The 14853-nt window shown below is 67.6% G+C and carries 22 protein-coding genes and 1 pseudogene; 11 read left to right on the top strand and 12 right to left on the bottom strand.

Translation table 11 applies throughout. The features are described from left to right. Positions 1-10: 10 nt before the first annotated feature. The 3 genes and pseudogenes from AC07OA_RS12125 to AC07OA_RS12135 all read left to right on the top strand — a co-directional run. Positions 11-820: an SDR family NAD(P)-dependent oxidoreductase gene (locus tag AC07OA_RS12125; RefSeq protein ID WP_494664061.1), complete on the top strand. Its 810-nt coding sequence runs from the start codon at positions 11-13 to the stop codon at positions 818-820. Positions 821-950: 130 nt separating this feature from the next. Further along, positions 951-1145, top strand: coding sequence for a hypothetical protein (locus tag AC07OA_RS12130; RefSeq protein ID WP_494664062.1), 195 nt, complete (start codon positions 951-953; stop codon positions 1143-1145). Next, positions 1142-1222 (top strand): annotated as a pseudogene (locus tag AC07OA_RS12135) (hypothetical protein); the annotation flags it as partial. The gene AC07OA_RS12130 and the pseudogene AC07OA_RS12135, both read left to right, overlap by 4 nt. A gap of 76 nt (positions 1223-1298) precedes the next feature. Here the strand turns inward: AC07OA_RS12135 and AC07OA_RS12140 are convergent. Next, the gene (locus AC07OA_RS12140; protein ID WP_494664063.1) at positions 1299-2240 is read right to left on the bottom strand and encodes a M20/M25/M40 family metallo-hydrolase; all 942 of its coding nucleotides are present in this window, start codon (positions 2238-2240) and stop codon (positions 1299-1301) included. A 125-nt stretch (positions 2241-2365) separates the two neighbouring features. Here AC07OA_RS12140 and AC07OA_RS12145 point away from each other — a divergent pair, with 125 nt between their 5' ends. The 4 genes from AC07OA_RS12145 (at position 2366) to AC07OA_RS12160 (ending at position 4334) form a co-directional block, all read left to right on the top strand. Then, positions 2366-2602 carry a BolA/IbaG family iron-sulfur metabolism protein gene (locus tag AC07OA_RS12145; RefSeq protein WP_477034703.1) on the top strand — a complete coding sequence of 79 codons (237 nt, stop codon included), beginning with the start codon at positions 2366-2368 and terminating at the stop codon, positions 2600-2602. Between the two features lie 4 nt (positions 2603-2606). Continuing rightward, positions 2607-3506 carry an aldo/keto reductase gene (locus AC07OA_RS12150; RefSeq protein WP_494664064.1) on the top strand — a complete coding sequence of 300 codons (900 nt, stop codon included), beginning with the start codon at positions 2607-2609 and terminating at the stop codon, positions 3504-3506. Positions 3507-3576: 70 nt separating this feature from the next. Next, the gene (grxD, locus tag AC07OA_RS12155; RefSeq protein WP_494664065.1) at positions 3577-3918 is read left to right on the top strand and encodes a Grx4 family monothiol glutaredoxin; all 342 of its coding nucleotides are present in this window, start codon (positions 3577-3579) and stop codon (positions 3916-3918) included. Further along, positions 3915-4334, top strand: coding sequence for an acyl-CoA thioesterase (locus tag AC07OA_RS12160; RefSeq protein ID WP_494664066.1), 420 nt, complete (start codon positions 3915-3917; stop codon positions 4332-4334). Before grxD ends, AC07OA_RS12160 begins: the two co-directional genes overlap by 4 nt. 4 nt (positions 4335-4338) lie before the next feature. On the opposite strand, the gene AC07OA_RS12165 is transcribed toward AC07OA_RS12160, so the two are convergent. Then, the gene (locus tag AC07OA_RS12165; RefSeq protein ID WP_494664067.1) at positions 4339-4695 is read right to left on the bottom strand and encodes a hypothetical protein; all 357 of its coding nucleotides are present in this window, start codon (positions 4693-4695) and stop codon (positions 4339-4341) included. Between the two features lie 98 nt (positions 4696-4793). On the opposite strand from AC07OA_RS12165, the gene AC07OA_RS12170 reads away from it, so the two are divergent. Then, positions 4794-5942, top strand: a complete 1149-nt coding sequence (locus AC07OA_RS12170; RefSeq protein ID WP_494664068.1) for a serine hydrolase domain-containing protein — start codon at positions 4794-4796, stop codon at positions 5940-5942. On the opposite strand, the gene AC07OA_RS12175 is transcribed toward AC07OA_RS12170, so the two are convergent. The 8 genes from AC07OA_RS12175 to AC07OA_RS12210 all read right to left on the bottom strand — a co-directional run bounded on the left by AC07OA_RS12175 (position 5939) and on the right by AC07OA_RS12210 (position 11387). Further along, positions 5939-6277 (bottom strand): DUF8776 family protein, encoded by a 339-nt coding sequence (locus tag AC07OA_RS12175; protein WP_494664069.1) that lies wholly within the window; start codon positions 6275-6277, stop codon positions 5939-5941. The genes AC07OA_RS12170 and AC07OA_RS12175 overlap by 4 nt on opposite strands. 98 nt (positions 6278-6375) lie before the next feature. Next, a complete protein-coding gene (gene htpX / locus AC07OA_RS12180; RefSeq protein WP_494664070.1) occupies positions 6376-7305 on the bottom strand; it encodes a zinc metalloprotease HtpX in 930 nt (309 codons plus the stop codon). A 20-nt stretch (positions 7306-7325) separates the two neighbouring features. Beyond that, positions 7326-7631, bottom strand: coding sequence for a TFIIB-type zinc ribbon-containing protein (locus AC07OA_RS12185; protein ID WP_494664071.1), 306 nt, complete (start codon positions 7629-7631; stop codon positions 7326-7328). A 268-nt stretch (positions 7632-7899) separates the two neighbouring features. After that, positions 7900-8517, bottom strand: a complete 618-nt coding sequence (gene rpsD / locus AC07OA_RS12190) for a 30S ribosomal protein S4 (protein ID WP_494664072.1) — start codon at positions 8515-8517, stop codon at positions 7900-7902. A 148-nt stretch (positions 8518-8665) separates the two neighbouring features. Beyond that, on the bottom strand, positions 8666-9121 hold the full coding sequence (locus tag AC07OA_RS12195) for a hypothetical protein (protein WP_494664073.1): 456 nt from the start codon (positions 9119-9121) through the stop codon (positions 8666-8668). Next, the gene (locus AC07OA_RS12200) at positions 9114-9347 is read right to left on the bottom strand and encodes a hypothetical protein (protein WP_494664074.1); all 234 of its coding nucleotides are present in this window, start codon (positions 9345-9347) and stop codon (positions 9114-9116) included. The genes AC07OA_RS12195 and AC07OA_RS12200 overlap by 8 nt, the downstream gene beginning before the upstream one ends. A gap of 92 nt (positions 9348-9439) precedes the next feature. Continuing rightward, positions 9440-10273 carry an S-formylglutathione hydrolase gene (gene fghA / locus AC07OA_RS12205; RefSeq protein ID WP_494664075.1) on the bottom strand — a complete coding sequence of 278 codons (834 nt, stop codon included), beginning with the start codon at positions 10271-10273 and terminating at the stop codon, positions 9440-9442. A gap of 4 nt (positions 10274-10277) precedes the next feature. Further along, the gene (locus AC07OA_RS12210) at positions 10278-11387 is read right to left on the bottom strand and encodes an S-(hydroxymethyl)glutathione dehydrogenase/class III alcohol dehydrogenase (protein ID WP_494664076.1); all 1110 of its coding nucleotides are present in this window, start codon (positions 11385-11387) and stop codon (positions 10278-10280) included. A gap of 116 nt (positions 11388-11503) precedes the next feature. Between AC07OA_RS12210 and AC07OA_RS12215 the strand changes: the two genes are divergently transcribed. From AC07OA_RS12215 to AC07OA_RS12225, 3 genes are all read left to right on the top strand, one after another. Beyond that, on the top strand, positions 11504-12373 hold the full coding sequence (locus AC07OA_RS12215; protein WP_494664077.1) for a LysR family transcriptional regulator: 870 nt from the start codon (positions 11504-11506) through the stop codon (positions 12371-12373). A gap of 75 nt (positions 12374-12448) precedes the next feature. Continuing rightward, positions 12449-12862 (top strand): hypothetical protein, encoded by a 414-nt coding sequence (locus tag AC07OA_RS12220; protein WP_494664078.1) that lies wholly within the window; start codon positions 12449-12451, stop codon positions 12860-12862. Then, a complete protein-coding gene (locus AC07OA_RS12225; RefSeq protein ID WP_494664079.1) occupies positions 12862-13077 on the top strand; it encodes a helix-turn-helix transcriptional regulator in 216 nt (71 codons plus the stop codon). Before AC07OA_RS12220 ends, AC07OA_RS12225 begins: the two co-directional genes overlap by 1 nt. Before the next feature lies 1 nt (position 13078). Here the strand turns inward: AC07OA_RS12225 and AC07OA_RS12230 are convergent, their stop codons facing one another. Further along, positions 13079-13504, bottom strand: coding sequence for a hypothetical protein (locus tag AC07OA_RS12230; RefSeq protein WP_494664080.1), 426 nt, complete (start codon positions 13502-13504; stop codon positions 13079-13081). A gap of 41 nt (positions 13505-13545) precedes the next feature. Further along, positions 13546-14829 (bottom strand): DUF1254 domain-containing protein, encoded by a 1284-nt coding sequence (locus AC07OA_RS12235; protein WP_494664081.1) that lies wholly within the window; start codon positions 14827-14829, stop codon positions 13546-13548. Positions 14830-14853 lie beyond the last annotated feature (24 nt).

The raw sequence follows: 14853 nt of genomic DNA on the forward strand, positions 1-14853 counted from the left end.
CGAAAAGACCATGAGCAAGTTCGACATTCCCGGCGCGGCCCTGATCACCGGCGCCTCCACCGGCATCGGCGCCACCTATGCCGACCGCCTGGCGCGCCTCGGCCACGACCTGATCCTTGTGGCCCGCGACACCGGCCGCCTGGGCGCCCTGGCCGCCCGCCTGCGCGCCGACACCGGCGTGAAGGTCGACATCATCACCGCCGACCTGACCAACAAGGCCGACCTGGCCGTGGTCGAGGCGCGCCTGGCGCAAGACGCCTCCATCGACATTCTGATCAACAACGCCGGCGTCGCCCTGGCCGGCCCGTTTGTCCAGCAGGACGTCGACAAGGTCGAGCAGATGATCCAGCTGAACGTGGTCTCGGTGACCCGCCTGGCCCACGCCGCCGCCAAGGCCTTCGCCGTCCGCGACCGCGGCGCGATCGTCAACATCTCGTCGGTGGTGGGCCTGGCCCCCGAGCTGCAGTCGGCCGTCTACGGCGCGACCAAGGCCTATGTGACCTACTTCACCCAGACCCTGCGCCTGCAACTGAGCCCCAATGTCCGCCTGCAGGCCGTGCTGCCGGGCGCGACCCGCACCGAGATCTGGGACCGCTCGGGCAGCGGCGGCGCCGACGCCCTGGACCCGAACATGCTGATGGAGGTCGACGACCTGGTCGACTCGGCCCTGGCCGGCTTCTTCCAGGGCGAGCTGATCACCATCCCGTCCCTGCCCGACGCGGCCGACTTCGCCGCCTATGACGCCGCGCGCCAGAAGCTGCTGCCCAACCTGTCGCGCAACCGCTCGGCCGACCGCTACAAGACCGCCGAGCCGGCCTAGCCGCATCGCCGCGCGACAGGGTCGTCATGATCCTGGCGCGCGGCGAGACTATCTGTCGGTTCGGGTCTAAAGGCTGAGGCTGGAACCAAGCCGTTCCCCAGCCGCTTGCCCGGCAACCGAGGAGCACACCATGGCCGTCACCCCGAACCTGGACGAGTTCATCCTGGAAGAGACGCCGGACGGCATCTTCCTGACCGTCACCGGCGACGACGAGCAGACCCTGAAGCTGCGGGTCACGCTCGACGACCTGGAGGAGATCGTCGAGGTCATCGACGAGGTGTTCGGGCTTGAGGAAGACGACGGGGAAGAAGAAGAAGGGGACTGAAGTTCAGCGCCGGACGCCCCCTCCGTCACGATGCGTATCCGCATCGCGCCACCTCCCCCGTTTCACGGGTGAGGAGGATGCCGCGTTGATCTTCTCCTCCCCCGTGCAACGGGGGAGGTGGCGGGCGTAGCCCGACGGAGGGGGCGTCCCGGACTAGCGCCCCGCCGCCTTGCTGATCCCGTCCAGGTCGTCGTCCAGCGCCCGCGTGGCCTGGACTACGGTGGCGACGGCGCGCTTGAAGAAGTCCTGCGGCACGGTGGCGAAGTCGTCGGTGGGCTTGTGGTATTCGGGGTGGTCCTCGACGCCGAAATAGACCCACGGCACGCCGGCCTGGGCGAACGGCCCCTGGTCGGACTGCATGGTCCAGTTGTTCTCCTTGCCCTCGGCGTCGGTGTCGTGGCCCAGCTTCAGTTTGACCGGCGCGGTCTTGGCCACGCCCGCCAGCACGGGCTTGAGGAACGGCTGCGGCCCCGCCCCGCTGACATAGAGCTCGCCCTTCTTGTTCTTGCTGATCATGTCGAAATTGACGTTCAGCCCGATGGACGCCAGCGGCACGGGCGGGTCGGCGACGAAGGCCCGCGCCCCGCGCAGGCCGCTCTCCTCGCCGTCGAAGGCCACGATCAGAACCGTGTGGCGCGGCGGCCTGGCCTTGAAGGCCTCGGCCACGGCCAGCAGGCCCGCCACGCCCGAGGCGTTGTCGTCGGCGCCGTTATAGACCTCGCCCCGGCGCACCCCGAGATGGTCGTAGTGGGCCGAGACCACCAGCACCTTGTCCGAACTCGACGTGCCCTGGATGCGGGCCACCAGGTTCACGCCCGTCGTGTCCTTGAAGGCGAACTTGGGCCGGAAGGCGAACGGCTGCTCGAAGGTCTTACCTTGGGGCTTGAGCCCGATCTGCTTGAACCGCTTGACGACATAGGCCAGCGCCTTGGCCCCGCCCGGCGTGCCGACGCCCCGGCCCTCCATGTCGTCGGCCGACAGGACGCGGACATCGTCGAGCGCGTGGGCGCCGGGCTTGGACGCGGCGTGGGCGGCGGTGGAGGCCGTGGCCAGAAGAGCGGCCAGGGCGACGGCGTGGAGCGTGGTGCGGATCATGACCTCTTCAATGCGGCGGGTCGGCCTTAAACGCAACGTTCAGCCGAGGCGGGCATTTTTCTCGTATGCCCGTTCTTAAGGTTTACGCGGCATACCCGAGGTCGAGAGATTCGGAGTCTTCGCCCGTGCCCATGTCCTTCCCCGACCTCGAAGCCCGTTTGCACGACGCCTTCCCCGACGCCGAGATCGTGCTGACCGACCTCGCCGGCGACGGCGACCACTACAAGGCGCGCATCGTCTCGCCGGCCTTCCGGGGCCTGAACCGGGTCAAGCAGCACCAGATGGTCAACCGCGCCCTGGCCGACGTGCTGGGCGGGACGCTGCACGCCCTGGCCCTCGAAACCGCGGCGCCCACGGAGTAACGCCATGCGCTATCGCCCCTTCGGCGGTTCGGGCACGGCGGTCTCGGCGATCTCGTTGAGGCTGGAAGACCAGTCGCGCCTGCGGGCCGGCGACTGGCGCAAGCTGATCTATGCGGCGCTGGAAAGCGGCATCAACAGTTTCGAGTTCGACGGCGTGTCGCCGGCCCTGATCGAGGGCGCGGCCGAAGCCTTCTCCACCGTCGAGCGGCGGCTGCTGTTCATCGGCTGGCGGCTGCGCGGCTCCAGCGACCGGGCCCTGAAGGCCCAGGCCATCCACGACATGATCGACCAGGCCCTGGACCGCACGGGTCTTGGCCACCTGGACCTGGCCACCCTGGACGATCCGGACGCCAACGCCTTCCCCACCGAGACCCTGGAACAGCTGAAGGCCCTGCGCAACGCGCGGCTGATCCGCCTGCTGGGCGTGGCCGGGGCCGGCGAGAAGTTCGACGCCTACGCCGCCTCGGGCCAGTTCGAGGCCATGGCCACGCCGTTCAACCTGGCTTCGGGCTGGGTCGAGCGCAACCGCGTGCGCGCCGCCATGGGCCGCGAGATGGCGGTGATCAGCCAGGACTACTGGCCCACCAGCCTGCGCGAGGACCGCAAGGCGGCCTTCCTGCCCAAGCCTTCGCTGTGGCGTCGCCGCACCGACCCGCTCGCCGACGTCGGCGGCTACGACTTCCTGCACAACACGCCCGGCTGGAGCCCCCAGCAGATCTGCCTGGCCTACGCCCTGACCGAGCCCTCGCTGGCCACGGTGCAGATCACCGCCAGCACGCCGGCCGAAGTGGAGGCGCAGGCCGCCATCGCCGAACGCGACCTGCCCACCGGCTGCGCCGCCCAGATCGAGATGGCCCGGTTCTCGGCCCAGGAAGCCGAGAAGCACGCCAAGCGGCGCGCCTGAACGCCCCGCCGCACTTGACCGGAAGGCCCCCGGCGCCTAGCTGAGAGCCTACGCCAAGGATCTTCTCCCCATGACCGACGTCGCCTCCTCCCCCGCCCTCGACTTCATCGCCAAGACCGTGGCCGAAAACCCCGTGGTCCTGTTCATGAAGGGCGTGCCGGACCAGCCGCGCTGCGGCTTCTCGGCGGTGACCGTCCAGATCCTCGACCACCTGGGCGTCTCGTTCGTAGGCGTCGACGTCCTGCAGGACGACGAACTGCGCCAGGGCGTCAAGACCTTCACCGACTGGCCGACCATTCCCCAACTCTACGTGAAGGGCGAGTTCGTCGGCGGCAGCGACATCGTCCGCGAGATGTTCCAGTCGGGCGAGCTGAAGACCATGCTGGCCGAGCAAGGCCTGCTGGAAGCTTGAGCCGCGTCTTCGTCCCGCCGGGCGACGCCTACAGCCTGACCTTCGTCCCGAAGGCGTCGGACATCGACGCCAACGGCCACGTCAATAACGTGGTCTACTTGGCCTGGGCCCAGGACCTGGCCATTGCGCATTGGGACGCTTGGGCTTCGCCCGAAGAGCGCGCGCCGTGGAGCTGGGTGGCCCGCCGCCACGAGATCGACTACCGCCGCGAGCTGCTGCCGCACGAATCCGCCACCGGCTACACCTGGGTGGGCGAGCTGAAGGGGCCGCGCTTCGAGCGCTACATCCGCATCGACGGTCCGGACGGCGAGATGTGCGCCCAGTGCCGCACCGACTGGGTGCTGATCGACATCGCCGCCAAGCGTCCCGCCCGCGTGCTGCCCTGGATGGTCGAGCGGTTCACGCCCAAGGGGTGAGCGGTCAGCCCGCCTTCACCGCATTCAGCACCCGCACCGATCCCGCCCCCGTCAGCCCCAGTTCCTCGTAGCTGAAGCGCACGTCCTGGACGCGTGGCGCGGCGCGGCAGACGTCCAGGCGCTTGCGGGCGAAGGCCAGGGTCCGCCACCCCCCTTCCTGGCCCACATAGAAGGCCAGATCGGTCTTGGCCGTGCAGCCGGTCGAGACCACCAGGATCACCACGCCCGTCTCGTCGGCCCACACGCCGCGCAGGGTCTCCAGCTCGCCCGCCTCGGGGCCGGGCTTGAGGACCAGCGACACGCCGCCCGGGCCGCGCGTCGCGCACCCGCCCAGGGCCAGGACCAGACCCGCAGCCAGCACTCCGCGTCGATCCGGGCCCATGCACAACCTTGGCAAGAAGGGAAAACTGGGCCCTAGTTTGCCCACGGCTCAGCCGCGCGCAACCGACGAGGACCCGAGTGCTCCGTAAATTCGTTTCATTCGCCGCCCCCGCGTTGCTGGGCGCGGCCCTCCTCGCCTCCCCCGCCCTCGCTGACGACAAGAAACTGGACGCCACCGCCGCCGAACTGATGGCCCGCGGCAAGGTGCCGGGCCTGGCCTTCGCCGTGATCGAGAACGGCAAGGTCGCCCACGTCTCGGCCCAGGGCTGGGCCAATGTCGAGCAGAAGCGCGCCCTGAAACCCGACACGGTGATGTACGCCGCCTCGATCACCAAGGCGACGTTCGGCCAGTACGTGCTGATGCTGGTCGACGACGGCAAGCTGGACCTGGACAGGCCGATCAAGGCCTACCTCCCCAAACCCCTGCCCGAATACGACGTCTACAAGGACCTAGCCGGCGACCCGCGCTGGGAGAAGATCACCCCGCGCATGCTGATGACCCACACGGCGGGCTTTCCCAACTTCCGCTGGCTGAACCCCGACGAGAAGCTGGACATCAAGACCGAGCCCGGCACGCGCTACATCTATTCGGGCGAGGGGCTGAACCTGCTGCAGTTCGTCATCGAGCAGGGCCTGGGCCTGAAGGTCGGCGACGAGATGGACCGGCGGATCTTCCAGCCCCTGGGCATGACCCGCAGCGCCATGAGCTGGCGGCCCGACTTCCGCCCGAACCTGGCCGACGGCTATCACGCCGACGGCAAGTTCGAGGAGCATGACGAGCGCGGCAGCGTGAAAGCCGCCGGCTCGCTGGACACCACCATCGACGACCTGTCGAAGCTGGCGGCGGCCATGGTCACGGGCCAGGGGCTGTCGAAGGCGTCGGCCGCCGAACGGGTCAAGCCCAGCTTCCCGATCGTCAATCCGCACGAGTTTCCGGCGACCCTGACCGAGGTCGAGCCGGCCAATGCGAAGATCGGACTGGCGGCCGGGATCGGGGTGGTGGTGTTCGACGGTCCGCAGGGCCACGCCTTCTTCAAGGGCGGCCACAACGACATCACCGACAACATGCTGGTCTGCGTCGAGCGCGGCCGCCGCTGCATCGTCATGCTGACCAACAGCGGCGCCGGCGCGCGCATCTTCCCGCCGCTGGTCAAGGCCGCGCTGGGCGAGACGGGGATGCCGTGGACCTGGGAATATAACCCGTTGAAGCCGGTGGACGCCCCTTAGGCGGCTTTGGCGGCCAGGGTGTCGCGCAGGCGGGCGGCGACGTCGCCCAGGGTGATGCGCGACAGAGCGCCGTCGACGTCGGGCGTCCCGGCCTCGGCCATCGAATTGGCCAGGCCCGCGGCGAAATCGGTGATGGCGGTGATGTGCTGGGCCAGCATGTCGACCATGTGCAGCTCCTGCATCACCTTCATGCGCGACTCCATCGGCACCTCTTCGAGGATTTGGCCGAGGGCGCTGTCCAGGTGACCGCACGAGACGGCGGCGATCGACATCTCGGCCGACAGGGCTTCGAGCAGGCCGATGATGTTGGTGGTTTTGTCGAGCGTCGTGGTCATGGCTTTCCCCCAGGCATTCAAACAGATAACGCCGTGCGCCTTGTCGCATGGTTAAGGCCGGAGGAAAGACGGACGGGGGCGACAGATTGTCGCGCCGGTCAGCCCCAGGGGCCGGCCCGACGCCCCTCGCCCGTCGGCACGGCCGTGGCCGCACGCCCCCGCACGCCCTGGCTGACGCCCAGCCGCAGCAGGGCCTCGACCCGATTGTGCGTCGCCGGGTGGGTCGAGAACAGGTTGTCCGCGCCCCGGCCGGCCAGGGGATTGATAATGAACAGGTGCGCGGTGGCCGGGTTGCGCTCCGCCTCGTGGTTCACGACCCCGCCCCGGGCGTAGGCCTCGATCTTCTCCAGCGCGCGGGCCAGAGCCCGGCCGTCGCCGGCGATCTCCGCGCCCACCCGGTCGGCCTCGTATTCGCGCGAGCGGCTGATGGCCATCTGCACCAGCATGGCGGCGATGGGCGCCAGTATGGCCAGGGCGATGGCGCCGATGATCCCACCCGGCCGCTCGTCGTCCTCGCGCGAGCCGCCGAAGAAGAAGGCGAAGTTGGCCAGGGCCGAGATCGCGCCGGCTATGGTGGCCGTCACGGTCATGGTCAGGGTGTCGCGGTTCTTCACGTGGGCCAGCTCGTGGGCCATGACGCCGCGAATCTCGTCGCGGTCCAGCAGGCTAAGCAGGCCCGTCGAGGCGGCCACGGCGGCATGGGCAGGGTCGCGGCCGGTGGCGAAGGCGTTGGGCTGCTCGCTCTCGATCACCGTGATGCGCGGACGCGGCAGGCCGGCGCGGCGGGCCAGGTCCTCGATGTCGGCGACATAGGCGCGGATCAGCGGCTCGGGGTGGCTGGCGTCCACCTCGATCGCGCCATAGGTCCGCAGCACGATCTTGTCGGCGTTCCAGTAGCTGAACAGGTTCATGCCCAGGGCCAGCACCAGGGCGATCAGCATGCCCGTGGGGCCGCCGATCATGTAGCCGGCGCCGACGAACAGCGCGGTCAGGCCGGCCAGCAGGGCGAAGGTCTTGAAGTGGTTCATGGCTCTAACGGACTAGGGGATCAGTCGAAGATGTCGAACAGGTCGAAGCGCTTCTTCTTGCCGTAATGGCCCTGGCCGTGATGGCGGCGCTCGTCGTCATGACGATAGTCGCCCCGATGATGGTCGGACCGTTCGCGGGGGCGCTCGTAGTCGGGCAGGCGCGGCGTCGAGGGCTGGGCCTCGCCCCGCTCCATCGCCATCAGCTTTTCCAGCTCGCCCCTGTCCAGCCACACGCCCCGGCATTGGGGGCACATGTCGAACTCCACGGTGGCGCGTTGCACGGCCTGCATGGAGGAGTCGCAGTTGGGGCACATCAGAAGCGGCATCGGGCGGTCCCTGTCCAGTGAGATGGAACGGGTGCTCTCGATGCGGATCCGGAACGAGGGAGGGGGAAAACCGGACCCATTAAGCATCGAGAACACCCGATGCGGTCCGACATCACGAGTGCTTGCATCACTCGCCAGAGGGGCCCGGCCCGCTCATGAGAGCTAGGTAGCGCCCTTGGCGGCTTCAAGGCCCCGCTCGAAAAAATTCCAAAGAAAAAGGCCCCGGGTTTCCCCGGGGCCTTTCCGTTCGTCTTCGAGGGTTCGACGCTTAAGAAGCGTAGAATTCGACGACGAGGTTCGGTTCCATCTTCACCGGGTACGGCACTTCCGACAGTTCCGGAGCGCGCACGAAGGTGGCCGACAGGCTCTTGGCGTCGACGGTGACGTATTCGCAGAAGTCACGCTCCGACGAAGCGACGGCTTCCAGGACCAGGGCCATGTTGCGCGACTTTTCGCGGACGGCGATCACGTCGCCGATCTTGCAGCGGTAGCTGGCGATGTTCACGCGCTTGCCGTTCACGGTCACGTGGCCGTGGTTCACGAACTGGCGGGCGGCGAACACGGTCGGCACGAACTTGGCGCGATAGACGATGGCGTCCAGGCGCGATTCCAGCAGGCCCACCAGGTTTTCGGCCGTGTTGCCCTTGCGGCGAGCGGCTTCTTCGTAGGTGCGCGAGAATTGCTTCTCGGTCAGGTTGCCGTAGTAGCCCTTCAGCTTTTGCTTGGCGCGCAGCTGCAGACCGAAGTCCGAAACCTTCTGCTTGCGGCGCTGGCCGTGCTGGCCGGGGCCGTAGGACCGCTGGTTCACCGGCGACTTCGGCCGGCCCCAGAGGTTTTCGCCCATACGGCGGTCGATCTTGTACTTGGCGCTATGGCGCTTGGACATAAGTCACTCTTTTATTCGATCCGGGCCGGCGCCCTCGAAAGGGTGCGATCTCAACGGCGGCGTCGGGTCATTCCGTCATGCGTTTTTCGCGCCGTCCGGCAAGCCGGCGGCGAGAAGGGGCGGTTTATGTAGGCAACCGGCCCAGGAGTCAATCAGCGTGCGAGATCTCGACTTCGCCCGTGGGGCCGACGTAGCGCATCGTGTAGGGCCGCAGGAAGGTACGCCCCAGCAACGCCTGATGCCACTGACCGCCGGACTCGAGTTCGACGCCCGCAAAAGGCTGAAACAGCAGTTGCTTCAACGACGGTATGTAGAGTCTTGCCATGTGAATGTTCACGCGGGTCGCACCGCCAATTCCACTGGCTATGCGCTGATCGATCACGGGCAGACGAGCCAGACCCGCGATCCCACTATCGATGCAATTGTCCCCCGCACCGGTGTCAACGAGAGCCCTCAAGCCCTTGAACTGAAGCTCCGGTCCATTTGGACCATGCGATTGCGGCTTGAGACCGATATCTACCAGCAGGGTGGGGCCAAGTTTGACCAGCAGATCGGGAGCTGTCTCGTCTCTGCCGTCTTTGAAGCCCGCCTGAGTGCTAGCCATGAGCTGGCCGGTACATGACCGACGCCGGCAGGTTAACCGCTGATGCTCCGACCTGCCGTATCAGATAGGGGCCATTCTCGAACCGTTCCAAAGCCTCTGAAGCGGCTGCTTCGAAGCTGCTGCTGAACAGCACGAGATGACCCGCATGGAAGACGACCCATTCACCGAAATGCTCGGCTTCCAAGTCGGCCTTCATGACGTCGAATGCGGCGATGTCGTTCTTCAAAGACATATCGGCCTGTGTGGCTAACGAGGCTTCCGTGTCGAGTTAACGCCGAGTCTCGAATTTCGGCGACACTGCACTTGGACTGAACCGGTCTAAAGTCGCCCCGCGTGCCAAGCCACGTGATCGCCGACGAAGGTGGCGATGAAGAAGTAGCTGTGGTCGTAGCCCTCCTGCCGGCGCACCGTGACCTTGCGGCCGGCCTTTTCGGCGGCGGCTTCGATCAGTTCGGGCTTGAGCTGGTTTTCCAGGAAGCTGTCGGCCAGGCCCTGGTCGATCAAGATGTCGTCGAAGGCCACGCCCGCTCCGTCCTCGATCAGGGCGCAGGCGTCGTGGGCGCGCCAAGTCGCACGGTCCTCGCCCAGATAGGCGGTCATCGCCTTGTCGCCCCACGGGCAGTTCAGTGGCGAGACGATCGGCGAGAAGGCGCTGACCGACTTGAAAAGGTCCGGATTGCGCAGGGCGATGGTCAGGGCGCCGTGGCCGCCCATCGAATGGCCGAAGATTCCGCGCCGGGCCGGGTCCAGCGGGAAGGCGCCGTCGACGGCCTCCAGCAGGTCCTTGGTGATGTACGAGTACATCTTAAAGTGCGGCGCCCACGGCTGTTCGGTGGCGTCGACATAAAAGCCCGCCCCCTGCCCCAGGTCGTAGGCCGGATCGTCGGCCACGCCTTCACCACGCGGACTGGTGTCGGGCGCGACGATGGCCACGCCGTGCCGGGCCGCCCAGGCATAGGCGCCGGCCTTGGTGGTGAAATTGTCCTCGGTGCAGGTCAGGCCCGACAGCCAGACGAGATAGGGGAACGGCCCCTCCCCGTCGGGCGTCCAGACGCTGAACTTCATCGGCGTGCCGGTGCTGGCGCTGTCGTGCCGGCAGTAGCGCAGGGTCCCGCCCTGGGTGCGGTGGGTGGCGAGGGTTTCGATGGTCATCGAACTAGAACGTCACCACCGTGCGGATGCTCTCGCCCGCGTGCATCAGGTCGAAGGCCTTGTTGATGTCCTCCAGCGGCAGGACGTGGGTGATCATCGGGTCGATCTGGATCTTCCCGTCCATGTACCAGTCGACGATCTTGGGCGTGTCGGTGCGGCCGCGCGCGCCGCCGAAGGCCGTGCCCTTCCAGACCCTGCCGGTGACCAGCTGGAACGGCCGCGTGGCGATCTCCTTGCCGGCCTCGGCCACGCCGATGATGATGCTTTCGCCCCAGCCACGATGGCAGGCTTCCAGAGCGGTGCGCATCACACCGGTGTTGCCGGTGGCGTCGAAGGTGTAGTCGGCGCCGCCGTCGGTCAGGGCCACCAGATGGGCGACGAGATCGCCCGAGACGTCCTTGGGATTGACGAAGTGGGTCATGCCGAACTTGCGGCCCCATTCCTCGCGGTCGGGGTTGATGTCGACGCCGACGATCATGTTGGCGCCCACCAGCTTCAGGCCCTGGATGACGTTCAGGCCGATGCCGCCCAGGCCGAAGACGATGGCGTTGGCGCCCGGCTCGACCTTGGCGGTGTTGGTCACCGCGCCCACACCCGTGGTCACGCCGCAGCCGCAGTAGCAGGCGGTCTTGAACGGCGCGTCCTTGCGGATCTTGGCCACCGCGATCTCGGGCAGGACCGTGTAGTTCGAGAAGGTCGAGCAGCCCATGTAGTGGTGGATGGTCTGGCCCTTGTAGGAGAAGCGGCTGGTGCCGTCGGGCATCAGACCCTTGCCCTGGGTGGCGCGGATGGCCGTGCAGAGGTTGGTCTTGCCCGACAGGCAGCTTTTGCACTGGCGGCATTCGGGCGTGTAGAGCGGGATCACGTGGTCGCCGACCGCCACCGAGGTGACGCCCGCCCCGACCTCAACCACCACGCCCGCGCCCTCGTGGCCCAGGATCGAGGGGAACAGGCCCTCGCTGTCCAGGCCGTCCAGGGTGTAGGCGTCGGTGTGGCAGACGCCCGTGGCCTTGATCTCGACCAGCACCTCGCCGGCCTTGGGCCCTTCCAGGTCGACCTCGACGATCTCCAACGGCTGCTTGGCGGCGAAGGCGACGGCGGCGCGGGTCTTCATGGCGAGGTCTCCGGATTCTTGTTCAGCTCGTTCCTACGCCCCCAAGGCGTGGGCGATAATCCCGAACCGCGCAAAACATTATTGCACTGCTGGGACAATGGCCGCATGACCGCCCCATGAGCCGATGGGACGGGATCGACGAATTCGTGGCGGTGGCCGAGGCCGAGAGCTTCAGCCGCGCCGCCGCGCGCCTGGGCCTGTCGACGTCCGGGGTCAGCCGCGAGGTGGCGCGGCTGGAGGACCGGCTGCAGACGCGCCTGCTCTACCGCACCACCCGCAAGGTCAGCCTGACCGACGCGGGCCGCCTGTTCCTGGCCCGCTGCCGCGCCCTGATCCAGGAGCGCGACGCGGCCATGCAGCTGGTCGGCGAGGACGAGGGCGAGCTGAAGGGCCAACTGCGGATGACCTGCTCGTCGGCCTATGGCGAGCGCTACGTGGTCCCGGCCGTCAACGCCTTCGCCCTGGCCCATCCGCGCCTGTCGCTGCACATCGAGCTGGACGACAGCATCCGCGACCTGGTGGCCGATGGTTTCGACCTGGCCATCCGCTTCGGACGCCTGAGCGACAGCCGGATGATCGCCCGCCGCCTGGCCTCGCGCACCCGCCGCCTCTGCGCCGCCCCGGCCTATCTGGACAAGGCGGGCGCGCCGGAAACCCTGGCGGCCATCGCCGACCACGCCTGCGTCGTCGGGGCCAGCGAGACCTGGCTGTTCAACGAGGCCGGCCAGGAGGTGGCGGTCCGCCCGCGCGGCCGCTGGCGCTGCAACAGTGGCCAGGCCGTGCTGGACGCGGCCATCGCGGGCCTGGGTCTCTGCCAACTGCCCAACTTCTATGTCGACGGCCCCATCGCCGCCGGGACCCTGGTCCCGCTGCTGGAGGCGCACCGACCGGCCGACGAAGGCGTCTGGGCCGTCTATCCCCACCTGCGTCACCTGCCCGCCAAGGTGCGGCTGCTGGTCGAGCATCTGGAGGCCGCGCTGAAGTGATGTAAAATATATTTGACATCGAGGCGATCCGAGCGCACTCAATGTACAAGATTTTTTACATCACGGAGCGGGCCGATGCCCTATCGCGAAAAGAGCGCGTGGATTTCATTCTGGACCACCCTGGTGGTCTACGGCGCCTATTTCACCCTGTTCGCCAAGTCCGCCCTGGCCGGACAGCCCTTCGGGATCGGCCCGGCCTTCACCGCCACCATCGTGATCCTGGTGGTGCTGCAGATCGTCCTGCACGTGGCCGCCGCGATCCAGGCGCCCGACGACGCCAAGGCCGCCCAGGACGAGCGCGAGCGCCTGATCAGCCTGCAAGCCACCGCCGGGGCGTTCTACGTCTTCCAGGTGGCGGCCATGATGGCGGCGGTGACGGTCTATTTCTTCGACCGGACAGCCATGGCCAACGCCATGCTGGCCGCCCTGGCCGTGTCGGAACTGGCCCGGCACGGCGGCATCATCCTCGGCTATCGGCGAGCCTGCTGATGCCCGCCCCTCCGCCTATCAAGAACGACATCCGCCGCCTGCGCTTCGAGCACGGCGAGATGACCCAGGCCGACCTGGCGCAGCGCATCGGCATGACCCGCCAGACCATCGCCGCCATCGAGCAGGGCAAGTACTCGCCCTCGCTGGAAGCCGCCTTCCGCATCGCCCAGGTGTTCGGCGTGGGGATCGAGCGGGTGTTCCAGTGGGAGGGCTAGGTTAAAACTCCGCCACGCCGCCGCCTCCGAGCGCGACAATCGATGTCTCTCTATCGGTTGCCCGCAAGGTAGCCTGCCAGCCTTCATAGCCCGCCGAGTTGTTGAACAGATCCAATCGTGTGTTTCCGTCGAAGAGCACCCGCAAATCGGCGGTGACAGCGTCCAGCTCCACGCCCTGAACGATCCGCCCCTCGAAAAGGGCGTTGGCCTTCGCTTCACCGTCGACCGGCTCAGGCAAGCCAAATTGCTGAGCGTCATCTTCATCAGCAAGGGCGATCGTATCGTTACGGATGATCCGCCAAGGGACGGTAACGACGATCCTCGCCGCCTCACCGAACGAGAATGTCCAATCGTGCTCTCCGCGTCGTACCTGGCAAGCTCTTCGCTCTATCGCTCGCTGCAACTGGGTTTGCGGGTCAATCGACATGGGAGGAAGTTTTCATCACCTCCTCTTGGGCGCAACCCGCCTTAGACCTTCTCCACCGGCTTGAAGCGGAACCGCCCGTCCAGCAACTCGGCCCTGGGCAGGTAGGTTCGCAGGTACATCGCGAACGGGCCTGACTTCGGGGCAGGCAGCCAGTTGGACGAGCGGTCGCCGCCCGGGTCGGTGCGGCCGATCCACAGGTTCAGCGCACCGTCGGCCTCGCGCTTCAGACCCGCCGTGCGATCGCCGAGGGCGTAGCGCTTGAGCGGATTGTCGGTGAAGAAGAACTGGCCGTCGGCCGTGGCCTCGTACATCGACAGCGACCAGAAGCCGTCCAGCGGCAGGTCGGCGGGAAGGGGCAGGCGGTAGAGACCGTCGCCCGTGAACAGGCCCGCCCCGTCATCGCCGGCCGCCTTCATATACATGGCCTCGGCCACTGGCAGCGCGCCCAGCCCCGCCAGGGCGACCACCGCGCGATAGATATAGTCCTGGCCGTAGTCGCCCAGGTTGGCGCGCGGATAGGCCCAGCCGTCGTCGAAGGTCTGCCGTCCCTTGGCGAAGCGGGCGATCATCTGGGCCTGCTTGACGCCGACATCGGCCGCTCCGGCGTCGAAGGGTCCCGCGCCCAGGAAGGCGGCGGTCTTGCGCAGCACCTTCTGGTCGGTCGCCGGAGCAAGATCGGCGGCGAGCAGCTTGCGGGCCGTGTCGAAATAGTCGGTCGCCGGGGCGTCGCGCTCGACATAGGCCGGCGGCATGGGCGCCTTGGGTCCGGTCAGCTTGAAGCCGTCCTGCACCTTGTGGACCGCCGGCACATCGGCCTCGTCGACGACCAGCGTGCGGATCAGCAGCCAGGCGTGCGACGTGGCGATCCGCACCGGATTGGGCCCGTTCGACGGCTGGCCCGGCCCCACCAGGGTGAAGGTCCCGCCCTCCCCGCCCACGGTGCGCGAGCCCAGCACGGCGTTGTTGTTGGTGAACATGTCCATGATCGCCGCCGACCAGTAGCGCTTGCCGGTCGGCGGCACGGTCAGGGTGACCGGACCCCGGCTCAAATCGAGGAAGGCGGTGGAATAGAGCGTGTCGTTGTTGGGCGTGGTCACCCGGCGGGAGGTGTGGTCCGACAGCTCGCGGCCGTGGATCAGCGCGTTCATCGCCGCGCCGGGCGCCTTGAGGAACCGCGCGCGGGTGGTGGCCATCTCGACCATCGGCAGGGCGTAGAGCCAGGCCTCGGCGGCGGCCGAGATCTGGAAGCCCTGGGCGAGCGCGAAACCGCCCGCGCCCACCAGGCCCAGAGCACCGGCGCTCAGGAACAACTGTCGACGGTTCATGGCCGCCCCTCCCAACACTTGTTT

This window comes from Caulobacter sp. GW821-FHT09B08, assembly GCF_059418225.1.